We start from the raw sequence: 14,793 nt of genomic DNA on the forward strand, positions 1-14,793 counted from the left end.
TGCCCAGGCCACTCTCACGTCGCCATGTACCGATCCCATATCTGCATCAATGCTGTCACAGCTTCGTTGATATCGCCGCCATCAGCACCGTCCCGTGCTTCAAATGCGATACCCATCAGGAAGGTATGAAACAGGGTCGCCAACCCACGTACATTCGTGGTGCTGACAAGCTCTCCTCCATCGACTGCACGCCTGATGCAGGTTTCGATGCCCGCACGATTTCGCATCCGGTCGGCTGCGAGCACATCATCTACGTGACGATTTTCGGGCGCACAGTTGTTGGCCCCCAGGATCATTAAGCATCCTGGCGGGTGTGTCTTGTCGGTTTGCATCCTTGCGGAAAGCCTCAGAGCCGTCTCGATAGCTTCGCGTGGTGGCAGAGCCTCATTCTTTAGGCTTGCAGTTACGCGCCCGTAGGAGGCCTGATAGCGCAGGACGACCTCGTCGAAGAGGGCTTCCTTAGACCCGAAGGCCGCATAAAAACTTGCCGGAGAAATGTCTCCCATCGCGGCTTTCAGTTGATTGAGAGAGGTTGGCTCATAGCCCTGCTCCCAAAATAGGATCATCGCGTCATCCAGTGCCTTGTCTCTGTCAAACGCCCTTGGCCGCCCAGTTCGAGCCATATCGTGCCTCCGTAAACTTATTCTGTACTATTCGATCCAGAATATCTTGCCAAGGGTGCTTGATGTCGATATCTGGATCGTCCGATCTATATATCGAGGGCAATGAAATCAATGAAAACTACCGAATCTGAAAAAGACACCCAACGATTGCCTGTTGCTGGGTTGCTGGCACTGGCGATGACTGGCTTTATTTGTATTCTTACAGAGACCCTACCCGCGGGGCTTCTGCCGCAGATCACTGAGGGTTTAGCCGTTTCTCCATCCCTTGCTGGCCAGATGGTGACTGTCTACGCCCTCGGTTCGCTGCTCGCGGCGATTCCTTTGACCATTGCCACAAGCAGTTGGCGGCGCAGGACAGTCCTGCTGTCCACCATCATTGGGTTTCTGATCTTCAACACTGTGACTGCGATTTCGTCCAACTACACACTCACATTGGTCGCACGTTTCTTTGCTGGCGTTGCCGCTGGTTTGGCTTGGAGCCTTTTGGCAGGCTATGCACGACGCATGGTCCCTGCACATCAACAGGGGAAGGCGATGGCGATCGCTATGGTAGGAACGCCGATCGCGCTGTCGCTTGGCGTGCCGATGGGGACATGGCTTGGTGCGCAGGTCGGCTGGCGAACCGCCTTTTGGATCATGTCGATATTGACATTGATCCTGATCGGCTGGGTCATAATGAAAGTGCCGGACTATCCAGGCCAGAAGAAGGGCGATCGACTGCCCCTGCTTCGGGTATTTTCAACCGCCGGCGTTCGACCGGTGCTTTCCGTTGTCGTTGCATGGATGCTCGCGCACAACATTCTCTACACCTATATCGCACCCTTCGTTCAGTCGGCCGGGCTCCAGGATCGGGTCGACCTTGTTCTTCTTGTATTTGGATTGGCCGCGCTCGTCGGTATCTGGATGGCGGGAAAGCTGGTCGACCGTCTCCTGCGAGCGACCGTGCTGACCAGTCTAGCCGCCTTTGCACTGGTATCCCTCCTTTTCGGGATCGTTTCGATGTTGCCTTGGGTGGTATATGGTGGCGTTGCCATTTGGGGCCTGACATTCGGCGGCGCCGCAACGCTCTTGCAAACCGCCCTGGCCGACACCGCGGGTGATGGTGCGGACGTTGCACTGTCGATGAACGTCGTCGCCTGGAATGGCGCCATCGCAGGTGGCGGAATCATTGGCGGTATCCTTTTGGATGCGTATGGGCCCACGGCGTTTCCCTGGGCGCTGACCGTTTTGCTGATCATCGCCCTTCTGATCGCTTGGTCCGGACGGGCGCGCGGATTTACTCCGGGTGCACGCACCTCCAACGCAAAGGTGGGGGGACACTGACGGTTCACGAAGACATGGATCGGTCCATCGTTGCAGCGATGGGGCCGAAACACGACCGCGACTGAAATGCGGAGCCATGACTCCCATTGGCGCTTAGTAACAACGGGTCAGCGGTTCGATTCCGTTCACGCAAACCTAACGATTGGTCCAAATTGCACATAACCGTATGCGGAATGGATGACCTAATCCCGTTGGGGGATCCGGTGTAAAACGACCCATTCAATGTAAAGGAGAACACCATGAAATTTTCAGGCTTCCAATCGTGCGCCTTCTGCGTGCTTGCGCTTGTTTCCGGCATAGGGTGGGTAGCGCATATCCAGAATTGCGCCGCCTAATGGCATTCGGCAACGCACCGTCTGCATGCAATCAAAAGCCAAGACTGACCGGTGTTACTACAATTTAGGTGCGTCGGAACCCGAGCCCTCAAACGTGTCTCGAGGCGCCATGCAGATGGGTTACGTTCCTCTATTCGCGGCACGATTTTTAAACCCCACCCGGCGATCCACCGCCTCAAGCTCTCGGAGAAGATACATGACCCCTAATATTGAAAACAAAGTCGTAGTCATCACAGGCACTTCCAGCGGGATTGGAGAGGCAACGGCCCGTCACCTCGCAGGTCATGGCGCGAAAGTCGTGCTTGGCGCCCGTCGAGTAGAACGTCTTGAAGCTCTAGTGAGCGACATCAAGGCTGCCGGAGGCCAAGCGTTGGCTGTCGCGACGGATGTTACTAACCGCACAGATATCGCCACCCTTATCGATGCCTCAGTCAAGGCTTTCGGTCGCATTGATGTTCTGATCAACAACGCCGGCATTATGCCCCTTTCCGCCCTCGAAGCGCTTAAAGTCGAGGAATGGGACCGAATGATCGACGTCAACATCAAGGGCGTCCTCTATGGCATCGCCGCGGCTCTACCTCATATGAAGGCGCAGAAGTCTGGCCATATTATCACGACGGCCTCGGTAGCAGGTCATCTGGTGTTCCCAGCCTCATCTGTTTACTCGGGGACGAAGTTTGCCGTCCGGGCAATCTGCGAAGGTCTTCGCCAAGAGGTGAAGGACTATAACATCCGCACGACTATTTTAAGCCCGGGAGCAGTCAAGACCGAGTTGCTTGACCAGATCTCTGACGAGACGGTCAAGACGGCGAATAGCGACTACGTCAACGAAATCGGCATCTCCGCAGATAGCTATGCGCGTGTAGCGGCTTTTGTCATCAGTCAGCCGGAGGAGGTCGATGTGAACGAGATTATTTTCCGACCGACTGCCCAGCAGCTTTGAGCAAAGTTGCCCAAACTCCGGTAGCCCTGTCGCTCACTGGCTTGCGAGCTATCCTCCGCGGCTGAAGAACCGATCCAATTGATTGATGTCCAGGATCGATATGTCCAAGCGATGAATGCCACCTAATCATTTTGTATCCCCGCCACTATCCTTAACCATGGTGCGGTCTACCCGCGCTCGACAACACCGAAGAAGGAAGTGGAGCCGGATATGCAAAACCCAATCCAACTGGAAATATCCCGAAGGAATTTACTTGTCTCGTCAGCCGCGACAGTCGCGGTGACGGGAGTCGCGGGTAAAGCGGTGGCACAGCCCGCGGGACGAGCCATGAACCTCACGACGAAACTATCATTCACTGTCAACGGCGAGATTCGTGAGCTCGACGTCGACAACCGCACCACGCTGCTTGATGCCCTGCGCGAGCATCTTCACCTGACAGGCACGAAAAAGGGCTGCGACCACGGCCAGTGCGGTGCCTGTACCGTCATGGTGGACGGCCGTCGCGTCAATTCCTGCCTGTCGCTTGCGGTCATGCATGATGGCGACCAGGTGACCACGATCGAGGGTCTCGGCGAACCCGGCAATCTGCACCCGATGCAGGGCGCGTTTGTCAAGCACGATGGCTTCCAGTGTGGCTATTGCACCCCCGGGCAGATCTGTTCCTCGATCGCCGTGATCGAAGAAATCAAGGCCAATATCCCGAGCCATGTGACCGGCGACCTGACCGCCCAGGCCCAGATGACGGCCCACGAGGTGCGTGAACGCATGAGCGGCAATATCTGTCGCTGCGGTGCCTATTCCAATATTCTCGACGCCATATCCGAAATTGCGGGGATCAAAGCATGAGAGCCTTTACCTATGAGCGTGCTTCCTCCGTCGAGGCGGCAGCGAAGACGGCTGCCGGCAACCGGGAAGCCAAGTTTATCGCGGGCGGCACCAATCTGCTCGACCTGATGAAGCTCGAGATCGAGACGCCGACCCATCTGATCGACGTGAACGGCCTTGGGCTCGACACGATCGAGGCGACCCCGGACGGAGGCCTGCGGATCGGCGCGATGGTGCGCAATACCGTTCTGGCCTCGCATGAGATTGTGCGTAGAGACTACGGCTTGCTGTCGCGCGCACTCCTGGCCGGCGCTTCCGGCCAGCTGCGCAACAAGGCGACCACATCCGGTAACCTGTTGCAGCGGACTCGCTGTCCTTATTTCTATGACACCAATCAGCCGTGTAACAAGCGGACGCCGGGTAGCGGGTGTTCGGCCATCGGCGGCTACTCTCGACAGCATGCCGTGGTTGGCGTCAGCGATGCCTGTATCGCAACGCATCCGAGCGACATGGCGATTGCCATGCGGGCGCTCGACGCCGTGGTCGAGACGGTCAAGCCGGACGGCAGCAAGCACGCAATTCCTATTGTAGACTTCCACCGGCTGCCAGGTGAAACGCCGCATATCGAGACGACGCTGGAGCAGGGCGAGTTCATTACTGCCGTTGTGCTGCCGGTACCGATCGGCGGCAAGCAGATCTACCGAAAGGTGCGCGACCGCGCGTCCTATGCCTTCGCACTGATTTCCGTTGCTGCGGTCATCCAACCCGATGGCAAGGGTCGCGTCGCCGTGGGTGGCGTCGCGCACAAGCCCTGGCGCGTCGAAGCGGCAGAGGCCGAACTGCCCAAGGGCGCCCGCGCCACGGCAACCATTCTTCTCGCGGACGCCCGTCCGACCGAGCAGAACCGATTCAAGGTTGATCTGGTCGAGCGTACGCTTGGCGCAGTGATCGCCGAAGCGAGGGGCTGAGCCATGAAGTTCGACACACCAGCAACCACCAATCCAATCGATCAGCTCAAGGTAGTGGGCCAGCCGATCCAGCGCATCGATGGTCAATTGAAGACTACCGGCCGAGCAATGTATGCCTATGAATGGCACGATCAGACGACACCCTGTGCCTACGGCTATCCGGTCGGTGCTGCCGTCGCGAAAGGGCAAATCAATGAAATAGACGTCGCAGCCGCCAAGAAGTCGCCGGGCGTTATCGCCGTTGTCACGACATTGGACGTCGGTGAACGTGGAAAGGGCAAGTTCAATACTGCCAACCTCTTCGGCGGCAGCAAGATCCAGCACTATCATCAAGCGATTGCTGTGGTGGTGGCCGAAACCTTTGAGCAGGCGCGCGCTGCCGCAGCTCTCGTCAAGGTCGATTACACGGCCGAGGAAGGTGTGTTCGACCTTACGGCGGCCGTCAGGGATTCGGTCAAGCCGAAGGATGCCGGCGGCGCGCCAACTGATAGCGCCGTTGGCGATTTCGATGCTGCCTTCAGGGAGGCTGCCGTAACCCTGGAAGAAACCTACAAAACACCAGACCAATCACATTCGATGATGGAGCCACATGCTTCGATCGCTGCGTGGGACGGTGACGAACTGACGCTGTGGACATCTAGCCAGATGATCGACTGGTGGCGGTCCGACCTGGCAACGACGCTTGGCGTCGACAAGGAGAAGATCCATTTGATGTCGCCCTTCATCGGCGGCGGGTTTGGCGGCAAGCTCTTCCTGCGCGTTGATGCCGTTCTGGCCGCTTTCGGTGCGAAGGCTGCCAAGCGCCCTGTGAAAGTCGCGTTGCCACGACCTTTTATGGCCAACAACACCACACACCGGCCGGCGACTTCGCAACGCATCCGGATCGGCGCCGAAAAGAACGGCAAGATCACCGCAATCGGTCACGAAAGCTGGTCGGGTGACCAGCCCGGTGGTCAGTTGGAGGCGGCTACGCTGCAGACGCGTTTGCTCTATGCGGGCGAAAACCGCATGACGGCGATGCGGCTTGCAACGCTCGATCTTCCGGAAGGCAATGCCATGCGCGCTCCCGGCGAGGCGCCGGGCTTGATGGCGCTCGAAATTGCAATGGACGAGATGGCGGAAAAGCTTGGGCTCGACCCGGTCGAGTTCCGGATCATCAACGACACGCAGGTCGATCCGGAAAAGCCGGAACGCCCATTCTCGCACCGCGACCTGAACGGCTGCCTCAAGCTGGGTGCCGAGACATTCGGTTGGAACGGCCGCGGCAAACCCGGCACACGGCGCGAGGGCAACTGGCTGATAGGCACAGGCGTCGCCGCCGCATTTCGCAACAACATGGTACTGCCGTCGGGCGCAAGGGTACGCCTGGACAACGAAGGGATAGTCACTGTTGAAACCGACATGACCGATATTGGAACGGGCAGCTACACGATCATCGCCCAGACGGCCGCCGAGATGATGGGTGTCACCATGGACAAGGTTGCGGTCCAACTGGGCGACTCGCGCTTCCCCGTATCGGCCGGTTCAGGCGGGCAGTTCGGTGCCAATTCGTCAACGTCAGGTGTATACGCCGCATGCGTCAAGCTTCGGGAAGCGATTACCCAGAAGCTGGGTTTCAATTCCGAAGATGCGGTGTTCGAGGGCGGCCAGGTGCGCTCCGGCAACCGCTCGGTTCCACTGGCCGGATCCGCAGGGCCTGAAGGTTTGGTGGGAGAGGACACCATGCAGTGGGGGAACCTCACAGAAACGCACCAGCAGTCGACCTTCGGCGCGCATTTCGTGGAAGTCGGCGTGGACGTAGCGACCGGGGAGACCCGCATCCGGCGCATGCTTGCAGTTTGCGCTGCTGGCCGCATCCTCAACCCTATCACCGCCCGCAGCCAGGTGATCGGCGCGATGACCATGGGTGTCGGCGGTGCGCTGACGGAGGAACTGGCGGTGGACACCCGCCGCGGCTTATTCGTCAACCATGATCTCGCCGGTTACGAAGTGCCCGTGCATGCGGATATTCCGCACCAGGAAGTGATCTTCATGGACGAAACCGACCCGATGTCATCGCCGATGAAGGCAAAGGGCATCGGCGAACTGGGCCTCTGCGGCGTTTCCGCCGCCATCGCCAACGCCATCTACAATGCGACGGGCGTGCGTGCGCGGCACTATCCGGTCACGCTCGACAAGCTGATCGGTGGGCTCCCCGAGGTTGCGTGACGTGGTCAGGCGGCGGTTCCAAGTGAGCCGCCGCCTGAGACATACGGAAAACCAGGATTCTTCAGCGTTGCATCAACCATCCGGCTCCGCCGATAGGATGACGTGGCGCGTCAAAAAATTGCCAGGGAGTACCAGATGAAAATTCAGAAGAATGGATCGCAGCCGTCTGCGAAAGGACCAGTGGACTGGTTTACCGGGACGGTCCGGATCGATCCGCTTTACGCAGCAAACGATGCACGTCGCGGCGCTGCCGGCACCGTCACTTTTGAGCCGGGCGCACGTACTGCCTGGCATACGCATCCGCTAGGCCAGACGCTCATTGTCACCGCAGGATTTGGTCGTGTGCAGCGCGAAGGTGGTGAAATCGAAGAGATTCGGCCGGGCGATGTCGTCTGGTTCGAGCCCGGCGAAAAACACTGGCACGGCGCGTCGCCCACGACGGCCATGACCCATATTGCCATTCAGGAGCACTTGGATGGCAAGGTTGTCGATTGGCTTGAGCACGTCACCGACGAAGACTACGACAAGTAGTTTCGTGACGCCGGGCTCACTGAGGCTCAGACGTCAACGTGAGCGCTGAAGACGGTGAAGGACGAGTGTGGATGCCGGGCGCCCGTTGGGTCCCCGGCATTCTCTTTTAGTCTAGGTATTGTTCGTCCGTGACCTTTTCCATCCAGTCGACGGCCTTGCCATCCTTGACGTTCGAGACCGCGATATGACTGACGCCGGTTTGGTCTGTAGCTCCGTGCCAATGCTTTACGCCGGGCGGCGTCCAGACCACGTCGCCGGGCCGAATGGAGCGCTTCTCGCCACCTTCCTCCTGAACCCATCCGGATCCCGATGTAACGATCAGGACCTGTCCGGCGGGATGTGTATGCCAGGCCGACCGCGCGCCAGGTTCGAACGTCACTTGGCCCCCGGAATTACCGGTGTGCTCGTTGTTCGAGTAAAGCATGTCGACCATGACAGATCCCGTGAAGTTGGCTTCCGGCCCTTTGGCAGTCGGCCTCGATCCAGCTCCAAAGACCTCGGTGGATTCAGCGAAGGCTTGTGTCGTTGTGAAAATGGAGAAGAGCATCGCAGTTGTGGCGAGCAGTTTCATCTTATCGTCCTTCTGTCGTGTCTTTTGAACCTTGCCTGAACGCTTCCCCCTGGTAACGAGGAACGCGCTGGCTACAAACAAATGGGATGAACTTACTGCGGTATTAGAGATCGAAATTCGAAAGGATATATGGGGCTCACTCATAAGTGTCTGGCGCCGGTGGCTCGTGTCGTTACGGTAGGCCAGGTAGTGTGGAGATGACGGATGCTAAGAGAAAACGTGACCGACTTGATGGCGTTCATGGTGGTCGCTCGCGAGCGCAGCTTCACGAAGGCTGCGGCACAGCTTGGCATCTCCCAATCCGGATTGAGCCACTCGATCCGAGGACTTGAGGAGAGGCTGGGCTTGCGCCTTCTCACAAGAACCACCCGTAGCGTAGCGCCAACACCGGAGGGCGAGCGACTTCTTGAGACAATGGCGCCACGATTGCTGGAGATAGAACAAGAGCTTGTTTTGCTCAGCGATTCACGGGGGAAGCCGGCAGGCACGATCCGCATCACCGCGGATGATTTCGCCATAGATCATGTCTTGTGGCCCAAGCTACGACAAATTCTCCAGCACTATCCCGAGATCAAAGTCGAACTCATCGTGGACTATGGCCTGACGGATATCGTTGCCGAGCGTTTTGATGCCGGTGTCAGGCTAGGCGAGATCGTTTCACCGGGAATGATTGCGGCGCGGATCAGCGGCGATCAAAGGATGGTCGCTGTTGGGGCACCCAAATATTTTGAGAAGCGAAAAGCACCCGCGTCACCACTCGATCTGACAGGGCACGACTGCATCAATCTACGACTTCCCACCAAGGGCGGGCTTTATGCCTGGGAATTTGAAAAGGACGGGCAGAACGTTAACGTCCGTGTCGATGGCCAGATGACGTCCAACGGCATCCATCAGATCCTGCAGATGGCCCGCGACGGTTACGGGATCGCGTTCCTGCCAGAGGGGCTGGTTCTCGCTGATCTGAAGGACGGCCGGCTGGATCAGGTGCTGGGGGACTACTGTCCCTACTATCCGGGATATCACCTTTACTATCCGTCGAGAAGGCAGCCCTCGGCAGCCTTCTCCATAGTGCTCGCGGCTCTCCGGGAGCGCGCCTAGCAAAGTAATAATCCTTTGTGCGCAGGGCTCACGAGGGACGTGTTGCGATTACATCTTTCACCACCGGCACAGCGGAGAATACGTTTGGCCAACCCGCATAGAAGGCGAGTTGCGTCAGCATTTCTGATGCCTCCGCTGCTTTCAGACCGTTATCCATCGCCCGGTTGAGGTGATAGGTAACCTGAGCGATCTGCCCGTTCGTGATTAAGGATGTGACCGTGATCAGGCTTCTGTCACGCGGGTTCAATCCGGGCCGCAGCCATACGTCCTTGAACAACAGGCCGTTGGTGTATTCCGCGACACCGGAGGATGTCGGCGCGACTGTTTGTTCGACGGTAGCCTGTCGTGGCGCATCTTTCTGACCATCCAGAGGTAGCAAGGTCGGAGTAGCTTCAGGAAGCTGATCCTGCCCTATACCCCTAGCGGCGAAAACGTCCTTTGCTACCGCGACGGCGCTGGTTGCGTTCGCCCAGCCGGAGTAGAAGGCTAAATGGGTGATGATCTCCGATAACTCCGCCGGCGTTACCCCATTGTCGAGTGCCAGATTGAGATGAAAGGGCAGTTCAACAGGTTGGTTTCGGGCGATCAGAGCAGCAACAGTGATCACACTACGATCTCGCGGAGAGAGACCCGGACGCTTCCATAACCCATCGATGACGGATGCCTCGGTGTACTTTGCAAGTGCCGGCGATACCGCCCTCATATCCTCGAGTGTGACAGGCGAGGTTGCGAGAGGGTATGTCTTATCATCAGCAAGAACCGGCGCTGCTGCAAGCGAGAGGGAGAAGGCCGTAGCGGCAAGATGCTGCTTCATAATTCGGGGTCCTTTCGAATGGGTGCATCCACTGAAGCAGTGGCTGCCTGATCGATATAAAACTGCTCCCGCTCGAAATTAGAGGCCGATCTTTCATAGAACTTATGAGCCCATATCATGAATGCAGTTTTTTCTCTGGATGCTCCGCTTTTGATATCTCGGAACAACCTTAAAGTCTCGGCAACAGGATGCGGTGGCCGGGAAATCTGAAGCGTGACCGTAACGGTCGACACCGCAACAGTTAGACACAAATGGTCGTCAGTCGGCGTGCACAATTGATCCGGGGCATGCGCGTGATTGCATTATTCATCGCATTTCCCCCTTGTGGCTCCAAAGGACCGTCGGTTCGACGCTGTAGCGTCGTTCACTTACTTCGTTCACTTACTTCGTTCGATTTTGACGCTGACCTCGCCGGGACGATCAAAGATCGAAACGTCTCCTTGAACCTGACCCAGAATGACGATGCCAGGCGGCGGCACGCGTCCCTCACGGTAGTAGATGACGAAGTCGCCCGAACTCCAAAGGCCAAGCGTTCCCGCTGAAAATTCGCGCTGTCGTGAAGCCGTCGGCAAGGCAGCCGGCAGGTCGCCTGTCTTTTCCTGGCGCAGATGATCGTCCATCTCAATGGTCAAAGGCAGCATTTCGGCCAGGGCACGAGCAGCCGCGTTGTCCGCAAGCTCGGCCGTGACCGTGCCCCAGTCGGAGGAAATCTTGATAAGATCTTGGGCCATGGCGGATCCTCCAACTGGCATTGTAAGCGAGGCGATGACGAACGCGGTTCCTGCGAGATATCTCATGTTGCACCATTATTTGAGTGAGAACGGGGCTTTCCAGCGGACCTCAGAGCAGCCATCGAGTAATATGAAAGCACGGCGACACCGGCAATGACCGCTGTCCAATGCGCAAAAAATGGCGTCACCGATGCGGTAAACTCCCAGAATTCCAGACTGTAGCCAAACATCAGCTTCGTCGAGACGCCGAGGACAGCGAAACTCCAGGTTCCAGACGCCAGCAAGAGCGCGGAAAAAAGCCTGAGCGAGTTGGTCCTGATCCGCGAGGGAGAAAGCCTGAGTACTGTAGCGGTCGTCGCCATTACACGTTTCCAATGGCTTCCAATATGGATGGCGATGATCAACACCACCCAGTATGCCGAGAACCAGTGGAGTTCGATGACGCTGACGTTATCCGTCAATTGGATGAAGCTCAGCACTGAGCGGGAGATCAGCACGCTGGTAAAGAACAGCACGGTAATGTTGATTGCCAGCCAGGTATGGATGATCACGACCGCCCAGCGGCGTGCGTCGTAGCGGCCGATACGAATGGTTACGAACCAGCGCCTGTTGGTGTAAACATGCCATACCAGGAGACCGAACATCGCCGTCCCAAAAATCTCGTGTGGGCCGTTGTCGAGCCACCAGTAGGCAAGCGACAGCATCAAGAGCGCGGCCATAACTGCGGGAAGAAGGAGGCGATTGGCTGCTAGTCGGAGCATCGCGACACCCCGCTTACATTAGAGGAGATCATCATCTGAGATGGCTCCATCGAACGTGAACATGAACTGTTCTGACTGACGTGATCGATGGCAGGAATAGCAACGAGCGACATTTTCGTCTGCCTTGACGCTCCCATCGGGCCAGAACCACTGGTATTCCCACTCATTGTCACCATCGCCGATCTTTTGCCCGATGAGATAACGCGTCAGGACATCGCTCTGATAATCGACAAGAACCATGTGCGTGCCCGTTGGAACAGGCTGCCCAGCCTTTAGAGCGATGAGGGCCTCGGGGCTTGTCAGCATGTGTTCCCGTTTAATCCCCCGTCTAACCGTCGTGTAATGCTTGAGCTGGTCGAGAGGCGGAAATGTCACGGAATTGGCGGCCGCCAGTGCTGGAGTTGGAGAAAGCTCGATTTCGACCAGGAAATAGCCCGTCAGAACGACCACGAAGGGTAGGGCTATCAAGCCAGCCCAGCGAAAGATCTTCATATTTGTCATTCCTTATGCTGGTTCGTAAGCGGCGCTCGAAGCCTCGCAACGCGCAGGCCTGTTCCAGAGCTTACCAGGATGTGTCGGTCGCCCCACGACGACCGACACAGATGGACGTTCCGCTTCGGTCAGGCGAGATGTTGACCGAAGAAGGTCTTCAGCCGGTCGAACGGGATGAGATCAACGCGGTCGTAGAGATCGACATGGCCGGCGCCCTTCACCCAGACCAGTTCCTTGGGCTCCGACGCCCGGTTGTAAGCATCTTGGCTGAATTCCTTCGAATGCGCCTGGTCGCCGGAGATGAACAGCAGCGGGCGCGGCGAGATGGTCTCGATGTCGTTGAACGGATAGAAGTTCATGAACTTGACGCTGCTGCTGAGGGTCGGCTTCGTCGTCGTTTCCCTCGTGACGCCGGCAGGCGTGAACTCACCGCGAGGAGTGCGATAGAAGTCGTAGAACTCGCGTTGTATTGGATCCGTAACGGCCGTCAGTTCCAGTGTGGTGCCACCGATGTACTGGGCCTCTGCACCGTCGGCCTCTGCCCAGCGCTGTTCGGCAGCCGTTGCGATGAACTGCTTGCGCTGCTCGATCGTCTGAGACTTGTTCAGTGCGTCGCGAAAGGCAGCGCCCATGTCGTACATGCTGACCGTCGCGACCGCCTTGATGCGCGGATCGATCTTGGCGGCGCTGATGACGAAGCTGCCGCTGCCGCAGACGCCGATTGCACCGATGTTGGCGCGATCAACGAATGCATTTGAACCCAGGAAATCGACGGCCGCGCTAAAGGCTTCGGCGTAGATCTCTGGAGAAACCAGATTGCGTGCCTGCCCTTCGCTCTCTCCCCAGAACGGCAGATCGAGGGACATGGCGATAAAGCCTTGTTCAGCCATCTTGGTTGCGTAGAGATTGGCGCTCTGCTCCTTTACCGCACCCATCGGATGCCCGACGATGATCGCGGCTGTCTTGCTGGTTCGATCGAGGCCATTGGGGAGGAAGAGGTTTCCGACCACAGATGTCTGGTACTGGCTTTTGAAGGTGACCTTGTGCGAGGTCACCTTGTCGCTGGTGTAGAAATTGGCGGCGCCCCTGGACATGTCTTGAGCCCCGGCAGGCGTCGTGTCGAAAACCGATATTGCCCCGAGAGTTGCGATGCCCGCACCCGTCATCTTGAGCAGGTGGCGGCGATCGATACCGGTCTTCAAGGCCTGTGTGTCTTGGTTCTGGGTGGTCATATTGATGTCTCCTTTAGCGATGAAGCGATGGAAATCGGTTGTGGTGCGCCGAGCGACAAATTTATCGGCGTGTTGAACGCCAGGCGGCGATGGCGAGAAGAAACGCGCCGAAAAGCAGCCCTGCGGCCAAAAGAAAGGTCGTCCACCAGCCATAGCCGTCGAACAGGACGCCGCCGACGGACGCGCCGAGGGTAATTGCAAGCTGGATGGTCGCCACCTGCAACCCGCCGCCGGCCTCCGCGTCGTCGGGCATTGTCCGGCTGAGCCAGGTTCCCCAGCCGACCGGAGCGGCCGTGCTGAACAGACCCCAGCCGACCAGAAGCATGGCGGTGATTGTCGAGGATGATCCGAATGCGATCAGGCCCAGGGCAATGACGGCCATGATCAGCGGGATTCCTGCGAGGATCACAAACAGCCGTTTCTGAAGCAGGCGACTGACGATCGTGGTGCCTGCAACTCCTGCCAGCCCCATCAGCAGAAGGAGGAGAGACAGTGTCGATATCGAAACCGCCGTCACTGTTTCAAGAAAGGGCCGAAGGTATGTGAACAGAGCGAACTGGCCCATGAACAGGAGCATGATCGAAGCCATCCCGATCGCCACCGGCGGGCGCAAAAGCAGCCGGAAGACATTCGACGAGCCCTTACTGGAACGCGGAGGCAGGGATGGAAGGCTGATCCACTGCCAGACAAGCGCCAGAAGTGCGAGGGGAACAACGGCAAAGAAGGCACCTCGCCAGCCGATGTAGCTGCCGAGCAGGCTTCCCAGCGGTGCCGCGATCGTCGCCGCGATTGCGTTGCCGGCGTTCAGCATCGCAAGCCCCTTGGGGACCGAATCGGGCGGAACCAGCCGCATGACGATTGAGGTCGACATCGACCAGAAACCGCCGATGGCAATCCCCAGCAAGGCGCGCCCTACCATCAACACGAGATAGTTCGGGGCGAATGTGACGATCGTTCCAGAGATCACCAGGGTTGCCGAGAACGATGCGAGCACCAGCCGCCTGTCCACGCGACGCGTCAGCCCTGCCACGAAAATGCTGGTCGCGACGGCAAAGATCCCAGAGATCGAGATCGCCTGGCCCGCACGACCCTCCGTTACACCGAGTTCCGCGGCGATGGGGGAGAGAAGGCTGACCGGCATAAACTCCGACGCGATCAGGACGGCCACGCACAAGGCCATCGAGATGACTGCGCCCCAGGCAGCAACCGGTACAGGCAAAGTGGCTGCAATCGGGACCGCGGCTACCTCGTCGTTGTTTCTGAAGTCGGGTTGTATGAGAGCTTGTTGTGTCATGGCCGCAATATACGCAACGGCCAGTTCCAAGATTAGCCATTGCA

General features: G+C 58.1%; 15 protein-coding genes. 7 read left to right on the forward strand and 8 right to left on the reverse strand.

The features are described 5' to 3' along the window. Positions 1-14 precede the first annotated feature (14 nt). The gene (locus ASF70_RS23160) at positions 15-566 is read right to left on the reverse strand and encodes a TetR/AcrR family transcriptional regulator (RefSeq protein ID WP_200943584.1); all 552 of its coding nucleotides are present in this window, start codon (positions 564-566) and stop codon (positions 15-17) included. 168 nt (positions 567-734) lie between these two features. Between ASF70_RS23160 and ASF70_RS23165 the strand changes: the two genes are divergently transcribed. The 6 genes from ASF70_RS23165 (at position 735) to ASF70_RS23190 (ending at position 7,756) form a co-directional block, all read left to right on the forward strand. After that, a complete protein-coding gene (locus ASF70_RS23165; protein ID WP_244474117.1) occupies positions 735-1,946 on the forward strand; it encodes an MFS transporter in 1,212 nt (403 codons plus the stop codon). Positions 1,947-2,477: 531 nt separating this feature from the next. After that, positions 2,478-3,224: an SDR family oxidoreductase gene (locus tag ASF70_RS23170; protein WP_062583310.1), complete on the forward strand. Its 747-nt coding sequence runs from the start codon at positions 2,478-2,480 to the stop codon at positions 3,222-3,224. A gap of 210 nt (positions 3,225-3,434) precedes the next feature. Then, positions 3,435-4,070 carry an aldehyde dehydrogenase iron-sulfur subunit PaoA gene (paoA, locus tag ASF70_RS23175; protein WP_062583312.1) on the forward strand — a complete coding sequence of 212 codons (636 nt, stop codon included), beginning with the start codon at positions 3,435-3,437 and terminating at the stop codon, positions 4,068-4,070. After that, a complete protein-coding gene (locus tag ASF70_RS23180; protein WP_062583314.1) occupies positions 4,067-5,017 on the forward strand; it encodes a xanthine dehydrogenase family protein subunit M in 951 nt (316 codons plus the stop codon). The genes paoA and ASF70_RS23180 overlap by 4 nt, the downstream gene beginning before the upstream one ends. Before the next feature lie 3 nt (positions 5,018-5,020). Beyond that, positions 5,021-7,225 carry an aldehyde oxidoreductase molybdenum-binding subunit PaoC gene (gene paoC / locus ASF70_RS23185; protein ID WP_062583316.1) on the forward strand — a complete coding sequence of 735 codons (2,205 nt, stop codon included), beginning with the start codon at positions 5,021-5,023 and terminating at the stop codon, positions 7,223-7,225. 135 nt (positions 7,226-7,360) lie between these two features. Further along, a complete protein-coding gene (locus ASF70_RS23190) occupies positions 7,361-7,756 on the forward strand; it encodes a cupin domain-containing protein (protein ID WP_062583317.1) in 396 nt (131 codons plus the stop codon). Between the two features lie 106 nt (positions 7,757-7,862). Here ASF70_RS23190 and ASF70_RS23195 read toward each other — a convergent pair whose 3' ends face one another. Then, on the reverse strand, positions 7,863-8,327 hold the full coding sequence (locus ASF70_RS23195) for a cupin domain-containing protein (RefSeq protein WP_062583319.1): 465 nt from the start codon (positions 8,325-8,327) through the stop codon (positions 7,863-7,865). Between the two features lie 204 nt (positions 8,328-8,531). Between ASF70_RS23195 and ASF70_RS23200 the strand changes: the two genes are divergently transcribed. Next, positions 8,532-9,425: a LysR family transcriptional regulator gene (locus ASF70_RS23200; RefSeq protein WP_062583320.1), complete on the forward strand. Its 894-nt coding sequence runs from the start codon at positions 8,532-8,534 to the stop codon at positions 9,423-9,425. A 28-nt stretch (positions 9,426-9,453) separates the two neighbouring features. On the opposite strand, the gene ASF70_RS23205 is transcribed toward ASF70_RS23200, so the two are convergent. The 6 genes from ASF70_RS23205 to ASF70_RS23230 all read right to left on the reverse strand — a co-directional run bounded on the left by ASF70_RS23205 (position 9,454) and on the right by ASF70_RS23230 (position 14,635). Next, on the reverse strand, positions 9,454-10,239 hold the full coding sequence (locus ASF70_RS23205; RefSeq protein ID WP_062583321.1) for a carboxymuconolactone decarboxylase family protein: 786 nt from the start codon (positions 10,237-10,239) through the stop codon (positions 9,454-9,456). Positions 10,240-10,616: 377 nt separating this feature from the next. Beyond that, positions 10,617-10,970, reverse strand: a complete 354-nt coding sequence (locus ASF70_RS23210) for a cyclophilin-like fold protein (protein ID WP_062583362.1) — start codon at positions 10,968-10,970, stop codon at positions 10,617-10,619. A gap of 62 nt (positions 10,971-11,032) precedes the next feature. Beyond that, a complete protein-coding gene (locus tag ASF70_RS23215; RefSeq protein WP_082472056.1) occupies positions 11,033-11,731 on the reverse strand; it encodes a hypothetical protein in 699 nt (232 codons plus the stop codon). A gap of 18 nt (positions 11,732-11,749) precedes the next feature. Next, positions 11,750-12,223 carry a hypothetical protein gene (locus tag ASF70_RS23220; RefSeq protein ID WP_062583323.1) on the reverse strand — a complete coding sequence of 158 codons (474 nt, stop codon included), beginning with the start codon at positions 12,221-12,223 and terminating at the stop codon, positions 11,750-11,752. A 128-nt stretch (positions 12,224-12,351) separates the two neighbouring features. Next, the gene (locus tag ASF70_RS23225) at positions 12,352-13,455 is read right to left on the reverse strand and encodes an alpha/beta hydrolase (RefSeq protein ID WP_062583324.1); all 1,104 of its coding nucleotides are present in this window, start codon (positions 13,453-13,455) and stop codon (positions 12,352-12,354) included. A 61-nt stretch (positions 13,456-13,516) separates the two neighbouring features. After that, positions 13,517-14,635 carry an MFS transporter gene (locus ASF70_RS23230; RefSeq protein WP_156461932.1) on the reverse strand — a complete coding sequence of 373 codons (1,119 nt, stop codon included), beginning with the start codon at positions 14,633-14,635 and terminating at the stop codon, positions 13,517-13,519. Positions 14,636-14,793: the final 158 nt, after the last annotated feature.

This window comes from Rhizobium sp. Leaf321 (assembly GCF_001423215.1).
Classification (GTDB): domain Bacteria; phylum Pseudomonadota; class Alphaproteobacteria; order Rhizobiales; family Rhizobiaceae; genus Neorhizobium; species Neorhizobium soli.

Bases quoted from the DNA above. Each gene is read 5' to 3' on its own strand.
- ASF70_RS23160 (WP_200943584.1), bottom strand. From the start codon at position 566: ATGATCCTATTTTGGGAGCAGGGCTATGAGCCAACCTCTCTCAATCAA.
- ASF70_RS23165 (WP_244474117.1), top strand. From the start codon at position 735: ATGAAAACTACCGAATCTGAAAAAGACACCCAACGATTGCCTGTTGCT.
- ASF70_RS23170 (WP_062583310.1), top strand. From the start codon at position 2,478: ATGACCCCTAATATTGAAAACAAAGTCGTAGTCATCACAGGCACTTCC.
- paoA (WP_062583312.1), top strand. From the start codon at position 3,435: ATGCAAAACCCAATCCAACTGGAAATATCCCGAAGGAATTTACTTGTC.
- ASF70_RS23180 (WP_062583314.1), top strand. From the start codon at position 4,067: ATGAGAGCCTTTACCTATGAGCGTGCTTCCTCCGTCGAGGCGGCAGCG.
- paoC (WP_062583316.1), top strand. From the start codon at position 5,021: ATGAAGTTCGACACACCAGCAACCACCAATCCAATCGATCAGCTCAAG.
- ASF70_RS23190 (WP_062583317.1), top strand. From the start codon at position 7,361: ATGAAAATTCAGAAGAATGGATCGCAGCCGTCTGCGAAAGGACCAGTG.
- ASF70_RS23195 (WP_062583319.1), bottom strand. From the start codon at position 8,327: ATGAAACTGCTCGCCACAACTGCGATGCTCTTCTCCATTTTCACAACG.
- ASF70_RS23200 (WP_062583320.1), top strand. From the start codon at position 8,532: ATGCTAAGAGAAAACGTGACCGACTTGATGGCGTTCATGGTGGTCGCT.
- ASF70_RS23205 (WP_062583321.1), bottom strand. From the start codon at position 10,239: ATGAAGCAGCATCTTGCCGCTACGGCCTTCTCCCTCTCGCTTGCAGCA.
- ASF70_RS23210 (WP_062583362.1), bottom strand. From the start codon at position 10,970: ATGGCCCAAGATCTTATCAAGATTTCCTCCGACTGGGGCACGGTCACG.
- ASF70_RS23215 (WP_082472056.1), bottom strand. From the start codon at position 11,731: ATGCTCCGACTAGCAGCCAATCGCCTCCTTCTTCCCGCAGTTATGGCC.
- ASF70_RS23220 (WP_062583323.1), bottom strand. From the start codon at position 12,223: ATGAAGATCTTTCGCTGGGCTGGCTTGATAGCCCTACCCTTCGTGGTC.
- ASF70_RS23225 (WP_062583324.1), bottom strand. From the start codon at position 13,455: ATGACCACCCAGAACCAAGACACACAGGCCTTGAAGACCGGTATCGAT.
- ASF70_RS23230 (WP_156461932.1), bottom strand. From the start codon at position 14,635: ATGGCCTTGTGCGTGGCCGTCCTGATCGCGTCGGAGTTTATGCCGGTC.